The following is a 24,024-nucleotide window of genomic DNA, read 5'->3' on the forward strand; positions in this document are numbered from 1 at the left end:
ACGGTGTCGCAACCCGACACAGCCACGAAGGACCCCCCACCGACGCATGTGGCGAGCAGGCTGCACGCCTTCAACCGGTACGAGCTGAAGTACCTGGTCCCGGTCGAGCTGGCCGCGGAACTGCGCGACGAGCTCGGTGAGCGGATGGACCGCGACCTGAACAGCCCGGTCGGCGGCTACGGGGTGTGGAGCCTGTACTACGACTCCCCCGAGCTGCGGTTCTACTGGGAGAAGATCGAGGGCCTGAAGTTCCGCCGCAAGCTGCGCATCAGGCACTACGGCGACCCGGCCGGGGTCACGGACGCCTCCCCGGTCTGCGTCGAGATCAAACAGCGCGTCAACCGGGTCACCCAGAAGCGGCGCATCACCGTCCCGTACGCGACGGCGCGTCAACTCTGCGACGCACGCGAGCTGGTGGCGCACTCCCCCAAGGAGCGCGCGTTCGTCCACGAGGTGCTCGACCTGGTCCTGCGGCTGAACCTCCGGCCCACCGCGATGACCGGTTACCAGCGCGAGGCACTGGTCGGGCGCGCCGCCGACACCGGGCTCCGGGTCACCTTCGACCGGCGCATCCGGGGCCGGGACCGCGACTTCCACTTCGGGCAGGCCGGTCCGGAGAACCGGTTCACCGTGCCGCCGCACCTGGCGGTGATGGAGGTCAAGGTCAACGAGCGCACCCCGCACTGGATCACCGACCTCGCGGCCCGCCGCAATCTGAGCCTCGTCCGGGTCTCCAAGTACGTCCAGTCCATCGAGGCGTTCGGGCTGGCGCCCCGGTCCGTCTTCCATCTCGCAGCACCCGAAGCAGGAGCCCAGTGAATTTCGATCTGCAGGAACTCAGCGGGACGTTCAGCGTCGCCGACGTCGTCGCGGCGATGGCGCTGTCCTTCGTCCTGAGCACGCTCATCGGCTACGTCTACCGGTACACCCACCGGAACGTGTCGTACAGCCAGTCCTACGTCCAGACCCTGGTCATCGTCGGCATGATCGTCGCGCTGATCATGCTCGTCGTCGGGTCCAACCTGGCGCGCGCGTTCTCCCTGGTCGGCGCGTTGTCCGTGGTCCGGTTCCGGAACGCGGTCAAGGAGACTCGGGACGTCGGGTTCATCTTCCTGGCGATGGCGATCGGCATGGCCTGCGGCGCCCGCTTCTACACGCTGGCCGCGGTCGGCGCGGTCGTGATCTGCGCGGTCGTCGTCATCATGCACAAGTTCGACTGGTTCGCGCTGAACGTGCAACGCCAGGTGGTCAAGGTCCAGGTCCCGGCGGGCGAGGACTACACGCCGGGCATCCGTGACGTGCTGATCACGTACACGACCGAATTCGAGCTGGTCTCCACGGAGACGATCCGGGGCGGGGCGTTGAACGAGGTGTTCTACACGGTCCGCATGAAGAAGGGCACCGAGCCCGGCGACCTGGTCACCGCGCTCCAGGAGCGCACCTCCGGCCAGCGCGTGACGGTTCTGACCGGTTACGACACCACCGACCTGTGAGCCCCGTCGACGGCACGCCCCGCGGGCGACGGCTGCGCGACCGGATTCCCGTACGCCTGCGACACCACTGGAAACCCGCCGGGGCGCTGTGCGCCGGGCTCGCGGTGATGCTGTACGCGTTCGGCGACGCCCGGGTCTCCCCGTACGTCACCTCCGCCTCGCGGGTGGAGGCGGACACGATCACGGACGATGTGCGGGGCACGGTCGGCCTGTACGACACATCGGTGAAGCACTCCGTGCAACTGGAGTACCAGCAGACCGACTTCGACAAGATGATGAAGGAGTTCAAGAAGGACGGCACGAAGGACTCCATCCCGGCCGACCTCACGATCGACGGGGTCTTCCTGAGCGACGTCGGCATCCGCCTCAAGGGCAACTCGACGCTGATGTCCCTGCGCGGCAATCGGGGCGGCGGACCCGGAGGCGGCCGGGGCGGGATGCCCGGGGACGGGACGCCGGCAGGCGGGATGCCCACGGACGGCACGGGGCAGCGCGACGGGCAGGCTCCCGGCGGCGCGGGCGGCGGGCGCGGTGGGGGGATGACGCAGTACAACCTCTCCGCCGACAAGCCCGAAGAGCTGCCCTGGCTGATCAAGATCGACGAGTACGTGGAGGGCCGCGCCTACCAGGGCGAGCGGGAGATCTCGCTGCGCCCGGGCAGCAACGCCCAGGTCCCCCTCAACGAGGCGCTGGCGCTCGCGCTGATCGACGGCACCGGGGAGCCGGCCGAGCGGTACGGCTTCACCACGCTCAAGGTCAACAACCGGCCGACGGCCGTCCGGCTGATGGTCGAGAACCCCGACACCGAGTACGCGGACGCGGTCGGGGGCGAGTCCGTGGTCTACAAGGCCAGGGCGGGCGGCACGTTCGACTACCAGGGGGACGACCCCTCGAAGTACGAGACGTCCTTCCGGCAGCTCAACAAGGTCGGCAGCCAGGACCTCGAACCCGTGATGAAGCTGACCGAGTGGGTCGAGAAGTCCTCCGACGAGGAGTTCGCCGCCGACCTCGGCAGGTACGTCGACGTCGACTCGTTCGCCCACTACGTCGCCACGCAGAACCTGCTGATGAACTTCGACGACATGGCGGGACCTGGGAAGAACTACCTGCTCGGGTACGACCTGAACAGCAAGAAGTTCTCGGTGCTGGGGTGGGACTACAACCTCACCTTCAGCGGGGACGCGACGGCGGGGCCGGACGACCGGATGAGCATGGGCGGCGGCCCCGGCGGAGGCCAGGGCGGCGGCGAGCGGCCGGAGGGCGTGCCGGAAGGGATGCCCGACGGCTTCCCCGAGGGCGTGCCGGAAGGAATGCCCGAGGGCGGGCCCGGCGGTGACGGCGACGACGCGGCCGGCGGCCGGCGCGGCGGCATGATGTCCGGCCACGCCCTGAAGGAGCGGTTCCTGGAGCTCGATGCGTTCGACGCGGTCTACCAGGCGGCGTACCGGGACCTCTACGAGAAGTTCTACGCCTCCGGGAAGGCCGTGAAGGCCCTGGACGGACTCGCGGAGCAGGCCACCCGGGCCGGCGTCCCCGCGAAGGACGTCGAGACCGCGGCCGGCACCCTGCGCACCACGGTCACCGAGCGCACGGCGGCTCTGGCGAAGAACAAGGAGGTGACCGGCTGACCTCCGGCGGCGCGTCCCGGGCCCCCGCCGGGGCGCGCCGCCTTTCCTGTGAACGCGCACAAGTTCGGCCCGTAGCATCGCGCCGCACGGCGCCGCCCGGACCGTGTCCGCAACGCCGCGAGGTGATCCTTCCCATGGGCGACCGGTCCGCCCGGCACACCGTCCTGGTCGTCGAGGACGACCCCGGTATCCGTACCCTGCTCACCTCCGCGCTGACCGCGGCCGGTCACCACGTCGCCTCGGCCGCGAACGGGCGGGAGGCGCTGGACGAGGTGGAACGCCTACGGCCGGACCTGATCGTGCTGGACGTGACGCTCCCGGACACGGACGGCTTCGCCGTGACGCGGGCGCTGCGGGCGCGGGGCGACTACACCCCGGTGCTGTTCCTGACCGCGCGCACGGACATCGAGGACCGCATCATCGGGCTCAGCTCGGGCGGCGACGACTACGTCACCAAGCCGTTCCACATCCAGGAGATCCTGCTGCGGATACGGGCCATCCTGCGCCGCACCGGCGCCACGCCCCGCCCGCCGGCCGAGCAGCCGCCGCTGCGGTACGCGGACCTGAGCGTCGACCGCGAGCGGCACACCGTGCACCGGGGCGGGGAGCCGGTGCGGCTGTCGCCGACCGAGTTCCGGCTCCTGGTCTGCCTGGTGTCGCGGGCCGAGAAGGTGCTGGAGAAGCAGGAGATCCTGCTGGACGTGTGGAGCTACGGCTTCGCCGGGGACACCCGCATCGTGGACACGTACATCAAGAACCTGCGCCGCAAGATCGACCGCGCGGACCGGCCGCTGATCCACACGGTGCGGGGCGTGGGCTACTGCCTGCGGCTGCCCCGCGAGGACGCGCGGTGAGGTTCCCGCCGCGCCGGCCCCGCTCGGTGCGGACCCGGCTGGTGCTGATCTCGACCGTGCTGGCCACCGCTGCCGTACTGGTCTCGCAGGCGGCGGGGCTCGCGGTGATGCGGTCCTGGCTGACGGGCCAGATCGACCGCCGGCTCGTCGAGTTCCGCCCGCCGCCCCCGGCCGCGCACGGGAGGCCGCTCCACGGCCCCCCGCCGGGGGACGCCCTGCCCTCCGACTTCCGGGTCTTCTTCTACGGCTCCGACGGGCGGCTCCGGCCCGACTCGCTCGGCAGCGGCACCGGCCGCCCCCGGCTGCCCGCGACCGCCTCCGCCCTCGTCCAGGAGCGCGGCCGGCCCGCCACCGTGCCGGACGCGGACGGCGGTTCGGCGTGGCGGGTGGTCGCCGACACGGGCCCGGACGGGCGGCGCGTCGTCGTCGCGCTGCCGCTGGGCACGGTGGAGGGGGCCACGTCGAAGCTGCTGTGGTTCAGCCTCGCGATCGGGGTCGCCACCGCGGCCGGGGTCGGGCTGCTGAGCAGTGCGGCCGTGCGCCTCGGGCTGCGCCCGCTGGCCCGGATGGAACGGACGGCCCTGCGGATCACCGGCGGCGAGTCGGCCCTGACGGTCACGGACACCGACCCGCGCACGGAGACCGGGCGGCTCGGGCTCGCGTTCAACACGATGCTCGGTCAGGTCCGGGCCGCGCTGCGCCGGAAGGACGCGTCCGAGCAGCGGCTGCGCCGTTTCATGGCGGACGCGGGCCACGAGCTGCGCACCCCGCTCACCTCGATCCAGGGGTTCGCCGAGCTCCTGGTGGAACAGCCGCGGCTGCCGGCCGCCCGGCGGCGCGAGGCCCATGTGCTGATCGCCCGCAACGCGGAGCGGATGAGCCGGCTCGTGGACGACCTCTTCCTGCTGGCCAAGCTGGGGTACGCGCCCGTGGCGGGCCGCGAGACGGTGGACCTGCTGTCGCTCGCGGCCGACGGGGTCGGCGCGGCCGTCGTCGCGCATCCGGGCCGCGAGGTGCGGCTGGCGCCGCTGGGCGGGGACGGGACGGACGGGCCGGGCGCCGCGCTGGACGTGGCGGAGGCGCTGGGCGACGCCCACCAGCTGTCCCAGGTGATCGGCAACCTGCTGGCCAACGCCTGCGTCCACACCCCGCCCACCGCGCGCGTCGAGGTGCGGGTCGGCTCGGTGCGCACAGGGCCGGACACCGGCGGGACCGACCGGCCCGGGCGCTGCGGCGCGACGGCGGCGCTGCCCGCCGGGGTGGAGGCGTGCGTGGTGGAGGTCGCGGACGACGGGCCGGGGCTGGGGGCCGACGCCGCCCGGCAGGTCTTCGAACGGTTCTACCGGGGGCCGTCGGCGGACCGGGAGGGCGGCCCGCACGGGTCCGGGCTCGGCCTGTCGATCGCGGCCACCATCGCCGAGGCGCACGGCGGGCGGCTCGAACTCGACACCCGGCCGGGCGCCGGCTGCGTCTTCCGTCTGCTGCTGCCCCGGAGCGTCGGCCCCGATCCGTGAAGGACGGCATGACAACGTTCACGGGTGGCCTCGGATGGGCAGGGCTGCTCTTGACGAAGCCATGCCACCTGTCCCCCCAGCAGGGAGTTGCCCATGTCAGTCGCACCCCGTCCCACCGCCTCCCGGCGAAACGTTCTTGCGGCGGGCGGCGCCGCCGCCGTCTCGATCGCCTTCACCGGAGCGTTCACCGAACTCTTCGCGGGCACCTCCGCCGCGCGCGGTCATGCGGGTTACGGCCCGCTCGTGCCGGACCCGGACGGCCTGCTCGACCTGCCCGAGGGCTTCCACTACCGGGTGCTGTCCCGGGAGGGCGACCGGCTCCGCTCCGGCGAGGGGCGGGTGCCCAGCCACTGCGACGGTATGGCCGCGTTCGCCGGCCGGGGCGGGCACGTCCGGCTGGTCCGCAACCACGAGAACCGGGTGGACGCGGCGATTCCGGTCCCGGTGGTCGAGGGGCTGACGTACGACCCGATGGGCAAGGGCGGCTGTACGGCCCTGGAGCTCGACGGCCACAACCGCGTGCTGTCCGAGCGCGTCGCCATCGCCGGGACGGCGGTGAACTGCGCGGGCGGGCGCACCCCCTGGAACACCTGGCTGACCTGCGAGGAGACGGAGGACAAGGCCGGCACCAACGGCTACACCAAGGACCACGGCTACATCTTCGAGGTGGACGGCGCCGATCCGCGCCGCACCGGCGCCGTACCGCTGACGGCGATGGGCCGCTTCCAGCACGAGGCGATCGCGGTCGACCCGCGCGACGGGACGGTGTACGAGACGGAGGACGCGTTCGAGAAGCCGTTCGGGCTCTTCTACCGCTTCCTGCCGAGGAAGCCGCTGGGCGGTACGGGTTCGCTGCGCGCGGGCGGCCGGCTGGAGGCCATGCGGGTGCCGGGGGTGCCCGACCTCTCGGCCGTCCGGGAGACCGGGACGGTGTTCGAGGGCGTCGAGTGGGTGCCCGTACCGGACCCGCAGGCCGCCGAGACCCCGATCCGCTTCCAGGACTTCGGCCGGAAGGGCATCACGCACGGCCAGAAGCTGGAGGGCTGCTACTGGGGCGGTTCGTGCGTCTACTTCGTCTCCAGCTTCGCGCACAGCGCGGAGGGCTCGGCGGCGGACCACTACGGGCAGGTCTGGCGCTACGACCCGCACCGCCGCCGGCTCACCCTGGTCGTCGTCTTCGGGCCGGACACCGACCTCCGGCTCCCGGGCGAGTCCCCCGACAACATCACCCTGGCCCCCGGCGGCGGCCTGATGGTCTGTGAGGACGGCGGCGGCGCCCAGCACGTGTTCGGCCTGACCCGGCGCGGCGAGGTGTACCCGATGGCGCGCGGCCGGCAGAACATCGGGACGCCCGAGGAGCCGGAGTGGGGCGAGTTCGCGGGCGTCACGTTCGCGCCGGATCACGGGACGATGTACGTGAACGTCTACACTCCGGGCACCACGTTCGCGGTCACGGGCCCCTGGCGCTGACGGGCCGAGCGGAACCGCGGCGCACCCCGCCGCGTCTTTGCATACGGCAACATCGGGTTTGATCCATCCGGGTGTGCCGGGGCAGGATGACGGGGTGCGCTTCGGTGCGCCCGCGCTTCGGCGCGCCGGCGCCCGGACGCCCAAGGGAAGCGATCTTTACGGGGGGGGCACCGTGACCAAGTGGGACATCGACCCCGACGGCGTGCGTCGGGTCCTGAAGAAGACCGCCGAGGTGGGCGGCGACTTCGAGACGGAGTTCACGTCGTACAACGAGGGCCTGGTGGGGTCGGCGACCTCGGCGGGCACGATGGTGCTGGGCGGGACCGAGATTCCCGCCGGGGGCGCGTTCGGGCCGGTGGCGCAGGCGTTGCAGGAGTTCCAGCAGCACACGCTGAACGACCTCAAGTTCCTTCCGGTCCGGGCGGCGAAGTCCATGACGGGGGCGCGCCTGGCCACTGAGGCGTACCTCGCGGGCGATCTGGACATGGCGAAGAACAAGCAGGAGCAGTACTCCAAGGCGCCGACTCCGGAGGAGCTGAAGGGGAAGGGTCCCAAGAAGTGATCGACCTGGCGAAGATCCCCTTCTTCACCGGCAATCTGGAGGCCCTGGAGAAGCACGCGGCCACGCTGAAGACGACCGCCTCCGACATCCGGACCACGGGCAAGGACGTCCACACGGCGTTCCAGGCGCTGGACCCGGTCTACGACGCCCCGGAGCAGGAGGAGTTGCTCGACTCCACGATGCCGGTACGCGACAAGGCGGACGCGTTCGCGGACAAGCTGGAGTCGGTGAGCGGGGCGCTCACGGGTTTCGCGACGACGGCCCGGCCGCTGGTGGCCAGGATGAACCGGCTCCGGGAGGACGCGGCGCGGTTCGTCGCGGAGAACCGGGACGACGACGACTGGCAGCAGGACCAGGACAAGATCGACGAGAACGCCCGCCTCGTCCACGAGGTCGGCACGACGTGGGTGGCCTTCCAGGGCGCCGAGCGCGACGCGGCCAACAAGATCACGGCGCTGGTCGGCGGGACGCACTTCGTCGTGGACGACGGTTCGCACAAGGCCGGCATGTACGGCTTCAAGGCGGACGACGTCAAGGACGCCGGCGAGACGCCGTGGGGCACGGTGGACGAGCGCGAGTACACCGGGCTGCGGGCCGCGTGGGAGTGGACGAAGGACAACGTCGGCGGTGCGCTGAAGGGCTTCTTCGTCGACGGGGTCTGGGGCACGATCAAGGGCCTCGGCAGCATGGTCAACGTCTTCGACTGGGACAACTTCAAGAAGACCTGGTCGGGCATCGGTGACGTCTTCGGCGGCATCAGCGCGTACATCATGACGCCGTACGACTGGGCGATGGACAAGATGTTCGGCCCGGCGGACCACAGCGACAGCGACCGCCAGAAGGCGGCCCTGCGCAACTTCGGCAAGTCGCTGGTCGCCTGGGACGAGTGGGGCCACGACCCGTCACGCGCCTTCGGCACGGTGCTGTTCAACGTGGTGACCATCGGTTCCGGCTCCCTCCTCAAGCTGGGCAAGGCCGGCAAGCTGGGCGCGGTCTCGGACGCCGCTTCGGCGGTGGGCAAGGCGGGCGCGCTGGCCGACCCGATGAGCTACCTCGGCAAGGCGGCGGGCGTCACCAAGATCAAGGTCGGCGACCTGATGGAGAGCCTGAAGACGGGCACCGCGGGCGTGGACGACATGGCCCGTACGGCCCCGACCGGCACGGCCCCGCACCCGGCGACGGAGACCCCCGGCTTCCACTACACCGACCACAACGGCAACCCCCGCGTGGTCGGCGACGACGCGGTCATCCGCGACGAGCACGGCAACCCCGTACCGGACACCGAGCCGGTCCCGGAGCCCCACAAGAACGAGCTCCCGGACACGCACGAGCGCGTACCGGACCGGGAGAAGGTCCTGGAGGGCGCGGGGGGCCCGAGCCGCGTGGAGAATTCGGCGAAGCCGCCGCACTCCTCGCCGGAGGGGACGACGACCCACCACACGTCCCCGTCGACGAGCGGGCATGTGACGGAGCACCCCAATGGCGCCGGTGGCGAGTCCGGTGCGGGATCGCACACCGGCACCGGTGGTGGCAACAGCGGCGGTTCCGACGCCAACACGCCCGGTGGTGGCGGCGGTCACGGCGACGGAAACGACGGTTCCGGCGGCGACGGCCACACGGACGGGGCACCCGGAGGCGGCGAACGCCCGAACGAACCGCTGCCCGAACTGACGGCGGAGGAACGGGCCGGACACTGGGACCACCTCGACCAGGTGGAGAAGCGGGCTCCGGAGGACTTCGACGACCTGAAGTACGACCCGGATCACCGGGGCGAGGTGTCCCTCTCTTCGATGGACGAGGCGCGCGTGGGACTCGACCTGCGGGAGCAGGGGCGCCTTCCGGCGGACATTCAGCGACCGGCGAACGCGGACATGGGCGAGTTCTATTCGCCGAGCACCGGCAAGTACTATGACATCAAGGGCGTCCATTCCTTCTGGCCACCCTTCAACAACGTGCGGAATCCAGATCTCCTTGCCCGGCCTTTCCCCGGTGCGTACAACCCGGCAAAGCACGTCCAGACCTGGACCAACACGTTCACCGAACAGATCGACGACATGGGCCGCATCGTCGTGATCGACGTCCGGAACGCGAATCAAGCAGCAATCGACAGCATCAAGGACATCGTCAAGAGCCACGGTTGGGAAGATCATGTCATCTGGTACCCCTAGGACTTGGAAACCGGCCGCCTTTCCCGCCGATCCTGAGGCAACGCACCAATTGCAGGAATGGCTCGCCGAGGACGGTTACAGCCTTTTCGGAGTCGAGAAGGACTTCCGGGGCGCCGACCTCTCGGGCGGTGATTTCACTCAGGCATGGTTCACCCAGGCGGACCTGACGGGCGTGCGGTTCACAGGTGCGAGCTTCTACCGTGCGGACCTCCAGTCGGCAGACCTCACCGGTGCGGACCTCACCGATGCCGATCTGGTCCGGGCGAATCTCAATGAGGCGGTACTCCGCTCCGCACGACTCGACGGTGCCGACATGGTCAAAGCGTCGCTGCAGAACGTCGACGCGTCGCAGGCGAGCTTCCGCGGAACCCGGATCATGGCCGCGTCACTGTTCGGCGTCGATCTGAGGGGGGCGGACCTGACCGATGCGGTCCTGACCCACAACACGTTCAAGGTCACCGTCGATGACACCACTGTGGTACGCGGGCTGACCGGCACGGTCTTCGGGCCGATCACGGTCATCAGCGGCGATGCCTCCGTCGAAGTGGGCGGCGCGGCATTGGAGGCGTGGGTCAGTGCACGCGGCGGGCAGGTTGAGGTGCTCCCGCCACACCGGCCGGCACGGTAGGTGGGTTTTGGCAGGAAACATCCAGGAAGACCCCCGCTTCAGGAATTTCTTAAGTGCCCACCTTGATCTCGAGCGGGGGTACGAGAACACCGGCGAACTGAGGCCCACTTTGTTGAGCTTCAGAGATTCCTACGTGGATTTGATCCGCTCAGGTTTCGAGCAGATCATGTCGGACGAAAATTTCGGACCCGCGGAATACGAACGACTCACCAATATTGAGTTTCCCGACAAGAAAACGCTACACGCGTACCTGCGGGAAATGTACGACTACCTCTTCAATGACGCACCGGAACAACCGCTGCCTCCCGAGTAGGTTTATTGTGAGCGACTCCCCACCCTTACCAAGATATGCAGGTGATCATGTCGGCCGACATTCCTCGGAGCTGGAGGCCAGCCGCCTTCCCGACCGATGTGGCGGCAGTCCGACGACTGGAGGAATGGATCCCCTCCGAGACATACAACCTCAACGGCATGGAGCGGGACTTCCGGGGCGCGGACCTCTCGGGTGGGGATTTCTCGAATTGCTGGTTCACCGACGCCGTACTCGTCGATGTACGGCTCGTCGGAGCTTCCTTCTACCGTGCAGATCTCCGTTCGGCGGACCTGACGCGCGCGGACCTGACGGGGGCGGACCTGGTGAAGGCGAACCTGGATGAGGCCATTCTCCGATCGGCGGTGCTGGACGGTGCGGACATGGTCGGGGCCTCGTTGTCCGACGTGGACGCAAGGGGAGCCAGTTTTCGCGGAACACGTCCCATTGGTGCGGAGTTGCTCGACACCGACATGAGGGGCAGCGACCTGTCCGATGCCGTGGTCGAGGAGAACTACTTCGAGATCAAGGTCGACGACACCACGGTCCTTCGCGGCTTGCGGGGTACGGTCTTCGGCCCGGTCACCGTTGTCGGCGACGGTTCCTCGCGCGAAGTAGGCGGTGCGGAACTCGAAGCGTGGATCCGTGCGCGCGGCGGGCAGGTTCAGGTGATCCCGCCGCGCCGACCGGCAGTAGGTGCACCTTGAGCGAGTCAATTCAAGCGGACCCAGACTTCAGAAACTTTTTCAGAACTCAACTCGACCTTGAGGGTGGATATTACATCACAGGCGACTTGAGGCGCACGTTGTGGAGCTTCAGCGATTCCTATGTTGACTTGATCCGTTCCGGGTTCGAGCAGATCATGGCAGATGAGAATTTCGGCCCTGCCGAGTACGAACGACTGACCGACATCGAGTTCCCCGACCGGGAGGCACTGCACGCCTACCTCCGGAACATGTACGACTACCTGTTCGGCGACGCGCCGGAACAGCCGATGCCTCCGGGCTAGTCGGAATTCCCCGATCCCCTCCCGCTAACCTCGAATTCTCATGACGGCCCAGCGGGCCGCCGACCGCACCAACGCCTCGTTCGAACTCAAGCCCAAGAAGGACTCTGTCACTATTCACCCGCCAATGCTGTCAACCCATAAGGAAGTTCGATCGTTGTGCTGACGCGCGCGCCAAGAGAAAGCGGCTCGTGGTTCTGGGGCCTGGACGACGTGGTGGAGCCGGGTCTGGAATCCGCACTGCTGACGGCGGGACGTATGAGTGCCGTTCTCCAGAAGCACCGCCTTCTGGAGCCGGAGGCCCTCGAATGGAACTGGTTCCAGCTCGGTAAGGGCGGTCTCGGTATCCACAGCCGGCTGGATCTGGTCGGGCGTTCGCTCGACGAACCGCAGTTGCCGGAGGCGCTCCGTTCCTGCCGGCCCGCTGGACATCCGCAGGCCGAGATGGGCGGAATCCTCGTACTGGGCTCCGGAACGTGGTTCGACGCGGCTGGAACGCCGCAAAGAGAGCACCGGCTTGTCGAGTTGATGGTGTCTCCGGACGAGATCGGCCCTTCGGCCGAGATCTCCGTGCACCACGACATCTGGGGCCCGTGCGATTTCCGGGGCGAGCCCCACCCCGTCATCCACGCGGCCAACGCCCCCGACTCAAGTCGGCACTGGAGGAGATCGTGACGCTGCTAGGCGTCGAGCCGGAACCCGGGGAGCCGACGTATTACGGACACGCTGAGGGATACGAACTGGCGGCGCCCGACCTTGTCGATGGCCGAGGACCGGACCTCACCGACACAGCGGTGGGCTGATTACCGGGCCATCAAAGGCGCGCTTTGGCAGGAGAAGAGAGACCGGCTGTGACGAAGATCGACGAACTGCTCGGCAGGGATTTCGACGGCGAACCGACGCCGGATCTCGATGATGTGATCGACACCGCGTACGACGACCCCCGGCACAGCGAGCGGGTGCCTGGGCTCATCGAGCTGATGAACGATCCGGGTGAGCCCGAGAAGGACCGCTTCCTCGCGTGCCTGGCGCTGATCTCGTGGGCCGAGCCGGCCGGCTTCGAGGCGGTGATCGCGGCGGCGGCGGACCCGGAGAACACCCCCTGGTACGACTTCTCGATCGACCGGAAGTTCTCCGTCGACAGCACGTTCTCGCAGCTCGCGGTGGCCGTGGACAGCAGCCGTTTCCTGGTGGAGGAAAAGGACACCGCCGCCCTGCGCACACAGGCGTTCCGCGCGCTGGCGAGGATCACCGACACCCAGTACTTCGAGGACCGCCTCGGTGAACTGATCGACAGCGCCACGGTCAGGGCGGTGCTCGGTGAGATCAAGGAGGCCATCGGCCGTGGCGTGCGCGCCCTGGCCTCCGGTGAGAAGCCCCGGTTCGACCTGGCCACCCAACTGGTCGATCTGGCCTGCGCGGTGGCTCCCGTCGACGGCCCGCTCTCAGTGGAACTGGCCACGAGCGTGCTGCACGTCGCCGCCTCGCCCCGCACACTGGAGCACGCCGTCACCATCGTCTACCGCGCCGAGGGGCCGGAGATCCGGGAGTTCGGCGAATACCTCACGACGGTCGGCGACGAGCGCGTACGGACAAGAGTCCGCGAGGCGTTCGAAGGCTCGCAGTGACGGAGACACCGTCCAGCGAGTCTGTCCCCTGGCAGCCTGCCGCGTTTCCCTCCGACCCGGCGGCGGCGCGGCAGTTGAGGGAATGGCTCGACGACACGGGTTACGCCTTGTACGGGGTCGGGCACGACTTCCGGGGTGCCGACCTCACAAACGGCGAATGTCCCGGCGCGTGGCTCATCGACGCGGTGCTGGCGGGCGTGGAGCTCGGGGGCGTGCGCCTCTACCGTGCGGACGTGAGCGGGGCGGACCTGAGCGGGGCGAATCTGGCCGGCGCCGACCTCGTCCGGGCGAAGCTCGACCGGTCCGTGCTTCGGTCCGCCCGGCTCGACCGGGCCGACCTGGTCAAGGCGTCACTCCACAACGTCGACGCCTCGGGGGCGAGCCTGCGCGGGACGCGCATCATGGGCGCCTCGCTGTACGACGTGGACCTGCGGGGCGCGGACCTGACGGACGCCGTCCTGTTCCACAACACGTTCAAGGTCACCGTGGACGACACCACGCTGGTACGCGGCCTCACCGGCACGGTCTTCGGGCCGGTGACCGTGGTCGGCAGCGAGGGTTCCCGAGAAGTGGGCGGCGCGGACCTGGAAGCATGGCTCAGCGCCCGTGGCGCCGAGGTTCAGGTGATCCCGCCGCAGGGGCGGGCGCGATAGGTATGCACGTCGAGGGGGCGACATGTTGGACCCGCACATCAGAAACTTCTTCAGGGTGTACCTGGACCTTGAGCGGGGGTACGAGAACACCGGCCACCTGCGGCCCACCTGCTGAGCTTCAAGGATTCCTATGTGGACCTGATCCGGACGGGATTCGAGCAGATCATGTCGGACACGGATTTCGGACCGGCCGAGTACGAGGGGCTGACCGACATCGAGTTCCCCGACAAGGAGACACTGGACGCCTATCTCCAGGAAATGTACGACTACCTGTTCGGCGACGCACCGGAACAGCCGATGCCTCCGGGCTAGCCGGAATCCCCCCGACCCCTCATCTCCGAAGGACCCCCGCATGACCCAGGACGTCGTCGCTCTCACCCGGCGCATGCCCGACTCGCTCAGTGTGCTGGCCGGGCTGCTGGCCGGCGGGCCCGATCTGCGGGTGGGGACGACCGGGGAAGGGGCGGTCGTGCAGTTGTGCGACGACGAGGGGCGGCCGCTCGTGTCCGTGGAGGTGCCCCTGCTGATCCAGGTGCCCGGGGAAGCCGTCCGGCTGCTCGGGGCGGAGGCCGCTCCGGAAGGGGACGGGCCCTGGTGGTGGGTCGAGGCGCGGGCCGCCGCCGGGGTGGACCGGGCCGAGGAGCTGGCCGGGGCCTTCGCCGCGCGGCTGACCATGCTGCTGGGCGGCAAGGTGTGGCCCGCCGACGCCCCCGGCACCACCGGCGCCGCCCGCCCCGTCGACGTCTCGGGCATCACGGCCGTGCCCTCCCCCGCCGCCGCGCAGCCCGCCGTCGACATGCTCACCGACAAGGCGGCCGTCGTCATCCAGGACCGCCCGGTCGTCCCCATGACGAGCTGGCTGACGGAGGCGCTGCGGGCCACCGTGGAGAGCGAGCGGTCGCTCCAGATCGTCACCCCGCCGCACTGCACGCTCTCGCTGCCCACGCGGCTGCTGCTCCAGTCCACCTCCTCCCGCTGGGTCGTCCAGGACGAACGCTGCGGCTACTACGACGGGCTGACCGGCGCCGTACTCCGCTGGCAGGACGACACGTTCGCGCCCGACCGGCGCGAGGACGGGCAGACCCCGGTGGCGGAGGCGTTCACCGAGGCCGGGCCCACCGGTGAGCGGCAGCTCGTCGTGTCGCTCCGGACCGTGCACCGCCCCACCGCCGACCTCGTGCTCGGCGGCGCCCTGGAAGCCGCCTGGGAGGCGCTGACCGGCGCGCCCCCGGCCGGCTGGGGGACCTCGGAGCCGGCCGGGCTCACCTGGTCGCGGCGGCAGCTGACCGACCTGGCGTACGAGCGCGCGCCCCGGCCCACCTGGCTGGTGGCCGTGGGCGACCCGGACCGCCCCGCCGTCGCCACGCTCCAGGTGAACCGCACCCCGGACGGGGTGGAGGAGGACATCACCCTCGTCCTCGGCCACGGCCCCGACGAGGCACCGGTCCTGGACGCGCTGCCGGAGCTCGCCGACGAGCTGGTGACCCGGCACGGACTGCGGACCATGCTCTGCCAGCTGGCCGAGGGCCGCCGCGACCTGAACGCCCAGCCCCGCTTCGCACGCCCCCCGCTCCCGTACGCCTTCGCGCTCGGCTCCGCCGAGGTGACCGAGGTGGGCCGGGACACCGCCGCCCGGACCCCGCTCAAGGAGGCGCCGGTGCGGCTGGGCCCCGGCGGGCGGCCGGGCTATTACTACCCGCTCGGGGACGGCGAGACCGCCGAGAGCTGGGCGGCCCTGGAACAGCTGATGCGCCATCTGCGTGGGGCGCCGCCGGTCTAGCGCGCCAGCCCCGCGCCCCTTCCGGACGATCGGTTAGCGTCCGGAAGTGATCAGATTTACGCACAAAGCGGCTGTTTTGGGTGTGCTAGGTGCGGTGCTCGTCGGCTGCGGCCAGGCCGGGCCCCGTCCAGCCGCCGCACGGCCGCCCGCCTCCCCCGTCACGGAGACGCCCGCCGACAAGCCCCCCGTCATGGCTCCCGGCCCCGGCGGTCTGACCCCCGTCTTCACGCGCGGGCCGCAGCACGCCGCGAAGGTCGTCGCGCTCAGCTTCGACGCCGACATGACGGCCGACGAGGGGCCGCGCGCGGCAGGCGGCGAGCACTTCGACAACCCGGAACTGATCGCCCTGCTGCGCCGCCTGAAGGTGCCCGCGACGGTGTTCATGACCGGGCGCTGGGCCGAGGAGTACCCGGACCAGGCGCGCTCCATCGGCACCGATCCCCTCTTCGAGATCGGCAACCACTCCTACAGCCACTACGCCTTCACCACGCCCTGCTACGGACTCCCGACGGTCGAGAAGGACGCCGTGCGCACGGAGGTCCAGCGGGCGTTCGGGGCGATCCGGGCGACCGGCGCCCGCAATGTCGTGCCGTACTTCCGCTTCCCCGGCGGCTGTTACGACGACGACACGCTGCGCGCCCTCGGGCCGGAGAAGGTGACCGCCGTGCAGTGGGACGTCGTCAGCGGCGACGCCTTCGCGACGGACGCGGACGCCGTCGCCGAGCAGGTGCTCGACGGGGTGCGGTCCGGTTCGCTCGTCGTCATGCACTGCACCCGCAGCGCGGCACCGGTCACCGCCGAGGCGGTCCGCCAGGTCGTGCCGGAGCTACGGAAGCGCGGCTACCGCTTCGTCAAGGTGTCCGAGCTGATCGCGGCCGGCTGAGGCGCTTCAGCCGGAGCAGGCCGTGCGCTGGGCCTCCTGCCACTCGCACACCGGGCACAGCGTGATCCCCTTGACCGACTCGGCGTATTCGGTCGGCTTCCGGCACAGCACGCACTCGGCGTACGGCGGCCCCTCGGCCCGCTCCGGCGACTCGGCGGGCGGCGTCGCGCAGTAGGGCCCCGGTTCCTCAGTCATACGTACGAGCCTACTCAGCCCCGTACCGAAGTGAGCCGGCAGACGAGCGCGAACACGGCGGCCGCCGCGGCGGCGGCTCCGAGCAGCGGCAGCACCGGCACCTGGACCGTGCCGGTCAGCGAGCCGGTGACCAGGCCCGTCACCGCGTACTTCGCGGGCGATCCGGCGGTGACCAGCGCCAGCAGCGACGCGAGCGCCGTCGCCGTGACCGACCAGCCCCGCCCGTGCAGCAGCGGCCGGCTGCACAGCGCCCCGGCCGCCGCGCCGAGCAGCACGCAGCACGCGGTGGCCAGGACTCCGGCCGCGGCGGCGGACGGCAGGGGCACCCGCACCGAGTGGTCCGTACTGGCCGGGTCGCTGATCGCCAGGACGACGGCGGTGGCGGCGGTGCCGAGGAGCCAGGCGCCGCCCAGCGCGGTGAGCAGGGCCGCCAGATGGGCCCGGGGCTGCCCGCCCACCGCAGCCGCGACGACCGTCCGGGCGGCGGGCGGTTCCTGGGTGACGCAGACGCGCACCAGCCAGGCGGTGACCGGGAGCATTCCGGCGGCGGTGTAGCCGAGCGAGTCGAGCACGGGCTGCCCGGAGCGGATGCCGACGGCGAGGAAGGCCAGGTACAGCAGCACCGGGGCCAGCCAGTGCTGGGACCGTACGAGCAGGGCGGCCTGGTAGCGGATGAGCGCGGTCATGGTGCGGGGTCCCCGTCCGGGGTGGGTGAGGGGTGCGGCACGGTTTCAGGTCCGGGGCGGGCCCCGGCACCGGGGCCGCCCGCCTCTCCGGGCCCCCGCACCGGCTCCACCCGCCCGATGTGCCACGGCGGCCGGGCCGACAGCAGCGCGCCGAGCAGGGCGTCGGAGTGCGCCGCCGGGACCGTGAGGCGGGCCGTTCCGTCGTCGGTCAGGGTGTACGCGGGAGCCCCGGGCAGTCCGGGCGGCAGCGGGGTCCCGGGCGGGGCCGTCGCCTCGATGCGTACGCGGGGCTCGGCGGCCACCAGCGGGGCGGCGGTGAGGCCGAGACCCTCCACCCGGTACGCCGCGTCGGCCGCGCCCGCCAGGCGGCGCGGGTCGTGGTCGACGTACACCACCGTCGCCCCGGCGGCGACGCGTTCCGCCACCGCCCGGTCCAGTTCACCGCGCGCCTCGGTGTCGAGGCCGGTCCACGCCTCGTCCAGGACCAGGAGTTCCGGTTCGGCGAGGAGCGCCTGGGCGACGGCGACCTTCTGGCTGGTGCCCTTGGAGAGTTCGGCCAGGGGGGTCCGGGCGTGCGCGGCGGCGCCGAACCGGGTGAGCCAGCGGTCCGCCCGGCCGGCCGCCTCGACGGCACGCAGTCCGTGGACGCGCCCGAGGTGGACGAGGTACCCGGCGGCCGTGAACGGCAGCGCCGCCGGGAACCGCTCGGGGACGTACGCCGTACGCGGCCGGCCCGTGACGCGGCCCTCGGAGGGGGCGTCGATCCTGGCCAGCAGCCGCAGCAGGGTCGACTTGCCGGTGCCGTTGGCGCCCTCGACGCGGACGAGGGCGCGCGCGGGCAGGACGAGGTCGACGCCGCGCAGCACCCAGGGGCCGGTGAGCCCGTACCGTCGGCCGGCTCCCCGCAGCCGCAGGATCTCCGTACCGTCGCTCAGTGGGACGCCGCCTTCTCGGGCTTCAGCTCGCTGGGCCGTACGATCACGAACCCCTGCCCGTCCAGCCGCAGTTGGACGGCCTCACCGGAGCCGCCCCGGATCATCGAGCCGACGCTCTGCGAGCGGTGCAGCGAGGTGTTCAGCTGGGCGCTCCAGCCGACGACGGCGTCCGTGTCCACGCACACCGGCTGCTGCGGGGTGACGGGGATGACGATCGGATATCCGTCGCACATCAGACCCAGCTTCCCGTAGCCGGTGAAGACGCTGTTGAAGAGACCGCCGCCGGTCATCCCGGCGCCCTTGACGGTCTTTATCTCGTACGAGAGCGAGGCGTCGAAGCACAGCACGTTGCGGCCGTTGATGGTGAGGGCGTCGCCCTGCTCCATCTCCACGATGAAGCAGTTCGCCGCCTCGTGCGCGAACCACGCCTCGCCCTGGCCGCGCACCGCCATCAGCGGCAGCCCCTCGCCGGTGACCGCCCGCTTGAGCAGACCGCCGATGCCCTGGCTCTTGTGCTCGAACTGGAGGTCCCCGCGGAAGGCGATCATCGATCCCTGGCGGGCGTGCATCTCCCCGTTGACCGCGTACTTGATGGATTTGGCGTTCTGCAGCGTCATCCCGGGGACGGTCGCCTGCTCCGCCATGTGCTCACTGGAAAAGAGATCGCTCTTCATAACCGGCATCCTCGCCCGGAGCCTTCCATTCCGCCAAGAACGGCGTCCGGGACGGCTGGCAGACTGGGTGGGTGAGCAGCAACGACATCCCCGCGTCCCCGTCCGCCGAGCCGTCCGCCGTGCCCGTCGACAGCCCCTTCCGGTCCGAGCGGACGGGCCGGGACGAAGCACCGCAGTACGTACTGTCGTTGGTGGTGCACATCGAGAAGGCGGCGCCGCCGGCCCGCACCGACGCCCTGCGCACGGCCGCCCGCGCGGTGCTCGTGATGCTCTGTGACGAGCGGTCGGTGGGCGAGGGCGAGTGGGCGCGGGTGATGCGGGACTGGCAGGACGCCCGCATCCGCAAGGTGGTCCGGCGGGCCCGGGGCGCGGAGTGGCGCAAGGCGTCCGCGCTGCCCGGGATCACGGTGACGGGCGAGGAGGCCGAGGTGCGGGTCTTCCCGCCGGTGCCCCTGGACGGCTGGCCCAAGGAGCTGGCCAAGCTCCAGGTCTCGGGGACGGACCTGGACGACCCCGAGCCGCCGGCCGCGCCCGGCCCGGAGCACCCGGTGCTCTGGCTCAACCCGGACCTCGGCATGTCGGCCGGCAAGGAGATGGCGCAGGTCGGGCACGGGGCGCAGCTCGCCTGGTGGGAGCTGACGGAGACCGAGCGCAAGGCGTGGCGCGAGGCCGGCTTCCCGCTCTCGGTGGCCACGGCTGAACCGGGCCGCTGGGCGGAGCTCACGGCGAGCGGGCTGCCGGTCGTGCGGGACGCGGGCTTCACGGAGATCGCCCCGGGCTCCTGCACGGTGGTCGCCGACCACCCGGCGCTGCGGCGCCGTCGCTGAGGGGACCGGTGCCGGCGGAACCTCAAATGAAGCTCTGAACGTCCCCCCTTCCGGATTCAGGGCCGCGCCCGGGGGCCATCACCCCTGCACGAAGCGAGGGGGAAGCAGCATGGGGGACGGTATGAGGCTGGGCATCGGGATCGGCTGGCGGCCGGAGATCGCCGACGAGGTGGAGGCGCTGCCGGGGATCGACTGGGTGGAAGCGGTCGCGGAGAACCTCTGCGCCGACCACCTGCCGGACTCCCTGGTACGGCTGCGGGAGCGCGGGGTCACCGTGGTGCCGCACGGCGTGTCGCTGGGACTCGGCGGCGCCGACCGCCCCGACCCCGGCAGGCTCGCGGACCTCGCCGCCCGCGCCACGCTGCTCGGCGCGCCGCTGGTGACCGAGCACATCGCGTTCGTACGGGCGGGCGGGGCGCGCACCGGTTCGCCGGCTCTGGAGGCGGGGCATCTGCTGCCGGTGCCGCGCACCCGGGCGGCGCTGGACGTGCTGTGCGAGAACGTGCGCATCGCCCAGGACGCGCTGCCGGTGCCGCTGGCGCTGGAGAACATCGCGGCGCTGGTGTCCTGGCCGGGCGAGGAGCTGACCGAGGGCCGGTTCCTGGCGGAGCTGGTCGAGCGGACCGGGGTGCGGCTGCTGATCGACGTGGCCAACCTGCACACCAACCACGTGAACCGGGGCGAGGACCCGGCGGTCGCGCTGGACGAGCTGCCGGTGGAGGCCATCGCGTACGTGCACGTGGCGGGCGGGGTCGAGAAGGACGGCGTGTGGCACGACACGCACGCCCACCCGGTGACCGCCCCGGTCCTCGACGTGCTGGCGGAGCTGCGGTCCCGGGTGGACCCGCCGGGGGTGCTGCTGGAGCGCGACGACGCGTTCCCGCCGGCCGGGGAGCTGGCGGGCGAGCTGGACGCGATCCGGGGGGTGCTGGAGAAGGGCGGGGGCGCCTCGGCCGCCTGGGCGGCCCCGGGGGGCCCGCCCGCCGTGCCCCTCGCGGAGTCCGTCCGGGACGGCGTCGCGGTCGCGCAGACCGCGCTGCTGTCCGCGCTGGTCGCCGGGACGCCCGCGCCGGAGGGGTTCGACCCGCGCCGGCTCCGGGTGCAGAGCCGCGCCCTGGCCGCGAAGCGCGCCGATGTCGTGGCGAAGGTGGCGCCCGAGCTGCCGGAGATCCTGGGGGCCGGCTACCGGGCGGCGTTCCTCGCGTACGCCGGGGCGCGGCCCATGGCGTCGGGGTACCGGCGCGACGCCCTGGACTTCGCCGAGCACCTGCTCATCGCGGGCCGCCCCGAGGACGACGCGGCCCGGCGCCGGCTGACGCGGTGGTGGCGGGACCGGGCCGCGCCCCGGCCGCCCGGGCGCGCGACCCGGCTGGCCCGGGCCGCCCGCTCCGTGCTGGTGGGGCGGTGACGGGCATGGACGTCGCGCTGGTGCTCCTCACGCTTGCGGTGGTCGCCTCGTCCACCGTGCTGATCGTCGGCCTGGCCCGCTCCCGCCGCGGGGTGGGCGGTCCGGTGCACGACCTGTCCGAGGTGGCGTTCCTGAACGGCGGGCCCGGCCGGGTCGTCGACACCGCGCTGGCCGCCCTGCACGCGGACGGCCGGCTGGCCGTCGGCGGGCCCGGCATCGTCGCCGTGCTCCGGCCGGTCGCCCACGACCCGGTGGAGCGGGCGGTGCTGCGGGAAGTGGCCGCGGCACCGAGCGGGGCACTGCCGGCGCTGCGCGCGGCCGTGATGCGGCATCCCGCGGTGCAGGAGACCGGTGACGGTCTCGCCGCGCGCGGACTGCTGGCCCCACCCCGCGCCAGTGCCGTGTGGCGTGTCTGGGGCCCGGCGCAGGCGCTGTTGTGCCTCGCGTCCGGCCCGGTCACCATCGGCCTGGCCATCGCCCGGTTCATGGAGGGTGACGACGGCGCCGGCTGGAGCCACCCGTTCGCGGTGGCGCTGATCCCGGCCGTCGTCGTCGGCTTCGTGTCCGGCCTGGTCTGCACGGCGGTGGCCCGGTCCCGGATCACCCGGGCGGGGCGCAGGGCGGCGGCGGAGTTCGGGGCCGCGCAGGCTCACCGGACCGACCCGGGGTTCCTGGTGGCGACCCGGGGGCTGCGCGGCGTCCCGGACCCGGAGCTGCGGACGCACCTGGTCGCGGCCGCGCGGACCCGGCCCGCCTCCTCCTCGTACACCGCGGGCGGCTCCTCGGCACTGCTCGTCGCGCCGGCCGTGTGGTGCGCGGGGGCGAGCCCGGGCGGCGGCTGCGGCAGCACCTCGGGCAGCAGCTGCGGCGGAGGCGGCGGGTCGGGCTGCGGGGGCGGGTCGGGCTGCGGCGGCAGCAGTTGCGGGGGCGGCGGGTCGAGCTGCGGCGGTGGCAGCAGCTGCGGCGGCGGCTCCAGCTGCGGTGGTGGATCGAGTTGCGGCGGCGGTTCCTGAGACCGCCGTCCACCTGCTGGACGAGCTATGGCGCCACGGGCGGTTCCGGCATAGAAATCCGGCATGGTGCCGTTTCTGCTGCTGCTGGTCGCGTGGGGTGCGGCGGGTCTCTCCTGCGCCCGGCTCTGTCTCGCGGGGGCCCGCGCGGCCCGGCGGCCGGAGGGCGCGACCGGCGGGCGCGGACGGCAACTCACACTGTACGAGGCGGCGTTCCTGGCGGGCGGGCCCGGCCGCGTCGCGGACCTGGCACTGGTCTCGATGCATCTGCGGCGCCGGCTGCTGCTGGCCCACACCGGGTGGGCGACGGTCGTGGACCCCGAGGGCCGTGACGAGGTGGAGCGTACGGTGATCCGCGCCATAGGGCCGGAGGGCCAGTCGCCGATAGCGCCGGTGCGCGCGTCGGCCGCCGCCGCCGACGCGGTGCGCGCGGTGGCCGACCGGCTCGTCGCGGCCGGTCTGGCGGTCCCGCGCGGGGCGGACGTCGCGTCGGCGGTGCGGGCGGTGCGCGGGGCGGCGCTGCTGGTGGCCGCGCTGGGCGCCGCCGCCCTGCTCGCGCCCGACGGCGGGGGCGCGGGCCCGAGGCCCGTGTGGTTCGCGCTGCCGCTCGTGCTGACCCTGGGCTGCCTGGCCATAGCCCGGGTCGAGGCGCACCCCTACGGTGCCTGGGCCTCCCCGGACGGGCAGCGGCTGCTGGCGGCGTGCGCGGTGCCCGGGGACGGCGCGACGGGCGACACGCTGGTGACGGTCGCGGTGCGCGGGGTGGACGCGGTGGACGACCCGGCCCTGCGGGCCGCGCTGACGGGCCGGGCAGGCGTACGCAGCCTGCTGGGCCGGGAATGACGAACGGTGCGGCGCGCGAGAAGCGCGCCGCACCGCTGAGCCGAACCCGGTGTCGCTGGACCAGCGGGCGGCACGAGGTGCCGGGTGCCCGCCGTCTGATCTTCCGGGTTGGGGTGGTCACAAGCCCGTTCGCTAGGCGAGCCCGGCCACCAGGTCCGCGACCGACTTGCGCCGGCCGGTGAAGAAGGGGACCTCCTCGCGGACGTGCATCCGCGCCTCGGAGGCCCTGAGGTGACGCATCAGGTCCACGATGCGGTACAGCTCGTCCGCCTCGAAGGCCAGCATCCACTCGTAGTCGCCGAGCGAGAACGAGGCGACGGTGTTGGCGCGCACGTCGGGGTAGCCGCGGGCCATCTTGCCGTGGTCGGCGAGCATGCGGCGGCGGTCCTCGTCGGGCAGCAGGTACCAGTCGTACGAGCGCACGAAGGGGTAGACGCTGATGTAGTTGCGCGGCGTCTCGTCGGCGAGGAACGCCGGGATGTGCGACTTGTTGAACTCGGCGGGGCGGTGCAGCGCCATGTTCGACCAGACCGGCTCCAGGTGGCGGCCGAGCCGGGTGCGGCGGAAGAGGTTGTACGCCTCCTGGAGTTCGTCCGCGGTCTCCGCGTGCCACCAGATCAGCAGGTCGGCGTCGGCGCGGAGGCCCGAGACGTCGTACGTGCCGCGGATGGTGACGTCCTCCGCGGCGAGCTGGTCGAACAGCTCCTGGACCTCGCCGGCGACGGCCGCGCGGTCCGTGTCGGCGGGCAGAACGTCGCGCAGCTTGAAGACGGACCACAGCGTGTAGCGGATGACGTCGTTGAGGTCCTTGGCCTTCTTGCCGGCGTTCGGAACCTTGCTTGATGTCGCAGTCTCAGGAGCACTCATAC

27 protein-coding genes are annotated in these 24,024 nt (G+C 71.8%); 22 read left to right on the top strand and 5 right to left on the bottom strand.

Annotated elements, in window-relative coordinates; genetic code table 11:
* Window positions 1–3 precede the first annotated feature (3 nt).
* The 18 genes from ACFUJY_RS04800 to ACFUJY_RS04885 all read left to right on the top strand — a co-directional run bounded on the left by ACFUJY_RS04800 (window position 4) and on the right by ACFUJY_RS04885 (window position 16,577).
* Complete coding sequence (locus tag ACFUJY_RS04800) at window positions 4–819, top strand: polyphosphate polymerase domain-containing protein (RefSeq protein ID WP_383294542.1); 816 nt, start codon at window positions 4–6, stop codon at window positions 817–819.
* Entirely contained in the window at window positions 816–1,493 is a 678-nt protein-coding gene (locus ACFUJY_RS04805; protein ID WP_383294545.1) for a DUF4956 domain-containing protein, read from the top strand. Before ACFUJY_RS04800 ends, ACFUJY_RS04805 begins: the two co-directional genes overlap by 4 nt.
* Window positions 1,490–3,121 carry a CotH kinase family protein gene (locus tag ACFUJY_RS04810; protein ID WP_383294549.1) on the top strand — a complete coding sequence of 544 codons (1,632 nt, stop codon included), beginning with the start codon at window positions 1,490–1,492 and terminating at the stop codon, window positions 3,119–3,121. The genes ACFUJY_RS04805 and ACFUJY_RS04810 overlap by 4 nt, the downstream gene beginning before the upstream one ends.
* A gap of 134 nt (window positions 3,122–3,255) precedes the next feature.
* Window positions 3,256–3,975: a response regulator transcription factor gene (locus ACFUJY_RS04815; RefSeq protein WP_383294551.1), complete on the top strand. Its 720-nt coding sequence runs from the start codon at window positions 3,256–3,258 to the stop codon at window positions 3,973–3,975.
* Complete coding sequence (locus ACFUJY_RS04820) at window positions 3,972–5,489, top strand: sensor histidine kinase (RefSeq protein ID WP_383294554.1); 1,518 nt, start codon at window positions 3,972–3,974, stop codon at window positions 5,487–5,489. Before ACFUJY_RS04815 ends, ACFUJY_RS04820 begins: the two co-directional genes overlap by 4 nt.
* Window positions 5,490–5,582: 93 nt before the next feature.
* On the top strand, window positions 5,583–6,959 hold the full coding sequence (locus tag ACFUJY_RS04825) for an alkaline phosphatase PhoX (RefSeq protein ID WP_383294557.1): 1,377 nt from the start codon (window positions 5,583–5,585) through the stop codon (window positions 6,957–6,959).
* A gap of 172 nt (window positions 6,960–7,131) precedes the next feature.
* A complete protein-coding gene (locus ACFUJY_RS04830; protein WP_383294560.1) occupies window positions 7,132–7,521 on the top strand; it encodes a DUF6507 family protein in 390 nt (129 codons plus the stop codon).
* On the top strand, window positions 7,518–9,689 hold the full coding sequence (locus tag ACFUJY_RS04835) for a hypothetical protein (RefSeq protein WP_383294563.1): 2,172 nt from the start codon (window positions 7,518–7,520) through the stop codon (window positions 9,687–9,689). Before ACFUJY_RS04830 ends, ACFUJY_RS04835 begins: the two co-directional genes overlap by 4 nt.
* On the top strand, window positions 9,670–10,317 hold the full coding sequence (locus ACFUJY_RS04840) for a pentapeptide repeat-containing protein (RefSeq protein WP_383294566.1): 648 nt from the start codon (window positions 9,670–9,672) through the stop codon (window positions 10,315–10,317). Before ACFUJY_RS04835 ends, ACFUJY_RS04840 begins: the two co-directional genes overlap by 20 nt.
* A 7-nt stretch (window positions 10,318–10,324) precedes the next feature.
* On the top strand, window positions 10,325–10,630 hold the full coding sequence (locus ACFUJY_RS04845; RefSeq protein WP_383294569.1) for a hypothetical protein: 306 nt from the start codon (window positions 10,325–10,327) through the stop codon (window positions 10,628–10,630).
* Window positions 10,631–10,665: 35 nt separating this feature from the next.
* Complete coding sequence (locus tag ACFUJY_RS04850; RefSeq protein ID WP_383294572.1) at window positions 10,666–11,334, top strand: pentapeptide repeat-containing protein; 669 nt, start codon at window positions 10,666–10,668, stop codon at window positions 11,332–11,334.
* Between the two features lie 155 nt (window positions 11,335–11,489).
* Window positions 11,490–11,636: a hypothetical protein gene (locus ACFUJY_RS04855; protein ID WP_383294575.1), complete on the top strand. Its 147-nt coding sequence runs from the start codon at window positions 11,490–11,492 to the stop codon at window positions 11,634–11,636.
* A 156-nt stretch (window positions 11,637–11,792) separates the two neighbouring features.
* The gene (locus tag ACFUJY_RS04860; RefSeq protein ID WP_383294578.1) at window positions 11,793–12,308 is read left to right on the top strand and encodes a hypothetical protein; all 516 of its coding nucleotides are present in this window, start codon (window positions 11,793–11,795) and stop codon (window positions 12,306–12,308) included.
* 176 nt (window positions 12,309–12,484) lie between these two features.
* On the top strand, window positions 12,485–13,261 hold the full coding sequence (locus ACFUJY_RS04865) for a hypothetical protein (RefSeq protein WP_383294581.1): 777 nt from the start codon (window positions 12,485–12,487) through the stop codon (window positions 13,259–13,261).
* Window positions 13,258–13,914 carry a pentapeptide repeat-containing protein gene (locus ACFUJY_RS04870; RefSeq protein ID WP_383294584.1) on the top strand — a complete coding sequence of 219 codons (657 nt, stop codon included), beginning with the start codon at window positions 13,258–13,260 and terminating at the stop codon, window positions 13,912–13,914. The genes ACFUJY_RS04865 and ACFUJY_RS04870 overlap by 4 nt, the downstream gene beginning before the upstream one ends.
* 132 nt (window positions 13,915–14,046) lie before the next feature.
* A complete protein-coding gene (locus ACFUJY_RS04875; RefSeq protein ID WP_383294585.1) occupies window positions 14,047–14,226 on the top strand; it encodes a hypothetical protein in 180 nt (59 codons plus the stop codon).
* 40 nt (window positions 14,227–14,266) lie between these two features.
* Window positions 14,267–15,694 carry a DUF6177 family protein gene (locus tag ACFUJY_RS04880; RefSeq protein ID WP_383294588.1) on the top strand — a complete coding sequence of 476 codons (1,428 nt, stop codon included), beginning with the start codon at window positions 14,267–14,269 and terminating at the stop codon, window positions 15,692–15,694.
* 190 nt (window positions 15,695–15,884) lie between these two features.
* On the top strand, window positions 15,885–16,577 hold the full coding sequence (locus tag ACFUJY_RS04885; protein WP_383294590.1) for a polysaccharide deacetylase family protein: 693 nt from the start codon (window positions 15,885–15,887) through the stop codon (window positions 16,575–16,577).
* 6 nt (window positions 16,578–16,583) lie between these two features.
* Here ACFUJY_RS04885 and ACFUJY_RS04890 read toward each other — a convergent pair whose 3' ends face one another.
* The 4 genes from ACFUJY_RS04890 to ACFUJY_RS04905 form a co-directional block, all read right to left on the bottom strand.
* Complete coding sequence (locus ACFUJY_RS04890) at window positions 16,584–16,772, bottom strand: hypothetical protein (RefSeq protein WP_383294593.1); 189 nt, start codon at window positions 16,770–16,772, stop codon at window positions 16,584–16,586.
* Window positions 16,773–16,786: 14 nt separating this feature from the next.
* Complete coding sequence (locus tag ACFUJY_RS04895; protein ID WP_383294596.1) at window positions 16,787–17,458, bottom strand: ABC transporter; 672 nt, start codon at window positions 17,456–17,458, stop codon at window positions 16,787–16,789.
* A complete protein-coding gene (locus ACFUJY_RS04900; RefSeq protein WP_383294598.1) occupies window positions 17,455–18,324 on the bottom strand; it encodes an ATP-binding cassette domain-containing protein in 870 nt (289 codons plus the stop codon). The genes ACFUJY_RS04895 and ACFUJY_RS04900 overlap by 4 nt, the downstream gene beginning before the upstream one ends.
* Before the next feature lie 65 nt (window positions 18,325–18,389).
* Complete coding sequence (locus ACFUJY_RS04905) at window positions 18,390–19,067, bottom strand: AIM24 family protein (RefSeq protein ID WP_383294601.1); 678 nt, start codon at window positions 19,065–19,067, stop codon at window positions 18,390–18,392.
* 71 nt (window positions 19,068–19,138) lie between these two features.
* On the opposite strand from ACFUJY_RS04905, the gene ACFUJY_RS04910 reads away from it, so the two are divergent.
* The 4 genes from ACFUJY_RS04910 (at window position 19,139) to ACFUJY_RS04925 (ending at window position 23,155) form a co-directional block, all read left to right on the top strand.
* On the top strand, window positions 19,139–19,894 hold the full coding sequence (locus tag ACFUJY_RS04910; RefSeq protein WP_383294604.1) for an aminoacyl-tRNA hydrolase: 756 nt from the start codon (window positions 19,139–19,141) through the stop codon (window positions 19,892–19,894).
* Window positions 19,895–20,015: 121 nt separating this feature from the next.
* The gene (locus ACFUJY_RS04915) at window positions 20,016–21,302 is read left to right on the top strand and encodes a DUF692 domain-containing protein (protein WP_383295393.1); all 1,287 of its coding nucleotides are present in this window, start codon (window positions 20,016–20,018) and stop codon (window positions 21,300–21,302) included.
* Window positions 21,218–22,315, top strand: coding sequence for a TIGR04222 domain-containing membrane protein (locus ACFUJY_RS04920; RefSeq protein ID WP_383295396.1), 1,098 nt, complete (start codon window positions 21,218–21,220; stop codon window positions 22,313–22,315). Before ACFUJY_RS04915 ends, ACFUJY_RS04920 begins: the two co-directional genes overlap by 85 nt.
* 63 nt (window positions 22,316–22,378) lie before the next feature.
* A complete protein-coding gene (locus ACFUJY_RS04925) occupies window positions 22,379–23,155 on the top strand; it encodes a TIGR04222 domain-containing membrane protein (RefSeq protein ID WP_383294607.1) in 777 nt (258 codons plus the stop codon).
* A 132-nt stretch (window positions 23,156–23,287) separates the two neighbouring features.
* Here ACFUJY_RS04925 and hemQ read toward each other — a convergent pair whose 3' ends face one another.
* A complete protein-coding gene (gene hemQ / locus ACFUJY_RS04930; RefSeq protein WP_383294610.1) occupies window positions 23,288–24,022 on the bottom strand; it encodes a hydrogen peroxide-dependent heme synthase in 735 nt (244 codons plus the stop codon).
* Window positions 24,023–24,024 lie beyond the last annotated feature (2 nt).

The organism is Streptomyces sp. NPDC057249 (assembly GCF_042669245.1).
Classification (GTDB): domain Bacteria; phylum Actinomycetota; class Actinomycetes; order Streptomycetales; family Streptomycetaceae; genus Streptomyces.

Coding starts and splice junctions, on each gene's coding strand:
- ACFUJY_RS04915 (WP_383295393.1), top strand. CDS start 20,016: ATGAGGCTGGGCATCGGGATCGGCTGGCGGCCGGAGATCGCCGACGAG.
- ACFUJY_RS04850 (WP_383294572.1), top strand. CDS start 10,666: ATGCAGGTGATCATGTCGGCCGACATTCCTCGGAGCTGGAGGCCAGCC.
- ACFUJY_RS04925 (WP_383294607.1), top strand. CDS start 22,379: ATGGTGCCGTTTCTGCTGCTGCTGGTCGCGTGGGGTGCGGCGGGTCTC.
- ACFUJY_RS04890 (WP_383294593.1), bottom strand. CDS start 16,772: ATGACTGAGGAACCGGGGCCCTACTGCGCGACGCCGCCCGCCGAGTCG.
- ACFUJY_RS04855 (WP_383294575.1), top strand. CDS start 11,490: ATGGCAGATGAGAATTTCGGCCCTGCCGAGTACGAACGACTGACCGAC.
- ACFUJY_RS04905 (WP_383294601.1), bottom strand. CDS start 19,067: ATGAAGAGCGATCTCTTTTCCAGTGAGCACATGGCGGAGCAGGCGACC.
- ACFUJY_RS04825 (WP_383294557.1), top strand. CDS start 5,583: ATGTCAGTCGCACCCCGTCCCACCGCCTCCCGGCGAAACGTTCTTGCG.
- ACFUJY_RS04815 (WP_383294551.1), top strand. CDS start 3,256: ATGGGCGACCGGTCCGCCCGGCACACCGTCCTGGTCGTCGAGGACGAC.
- ACFUJY_RS04880 (WP_383294588.1), top strand. CDS start 14,267: ATGACCCAGGACGTCGTCGCTCTCACCCGGCGCATGCCCGACTCGCTC.
- ACFUJY_RS04840 (WP_383294566.1), top strand. CDS start 9,670: ATGTCATCTGGTACCCCTAGGACTTGGAAACCGGCCGCCTTTCCCGCC.
- ACFUJY_RS04885 (WP_383294590.1), top strand. CDS start 15,885: ATGGCTCCCGGCCCCGGCGGTCTGACCCCCGTCTTCACGCGCGGGCCG.
- hemQ (WP_383294610.1), bottom strand. CDS start 24,022: ATGAGTGCTCCTGAGACTGCGACATCAAGCAAGGTTCCGAACGCCGGC.
- ACFUJY_RS04895 (WP_383294596.1), bottom strand. CDS start 17,458: ATGACCGCGCTCATCCGCTACCAGGCCGCCCTGCTCGTACGGTCCCAG.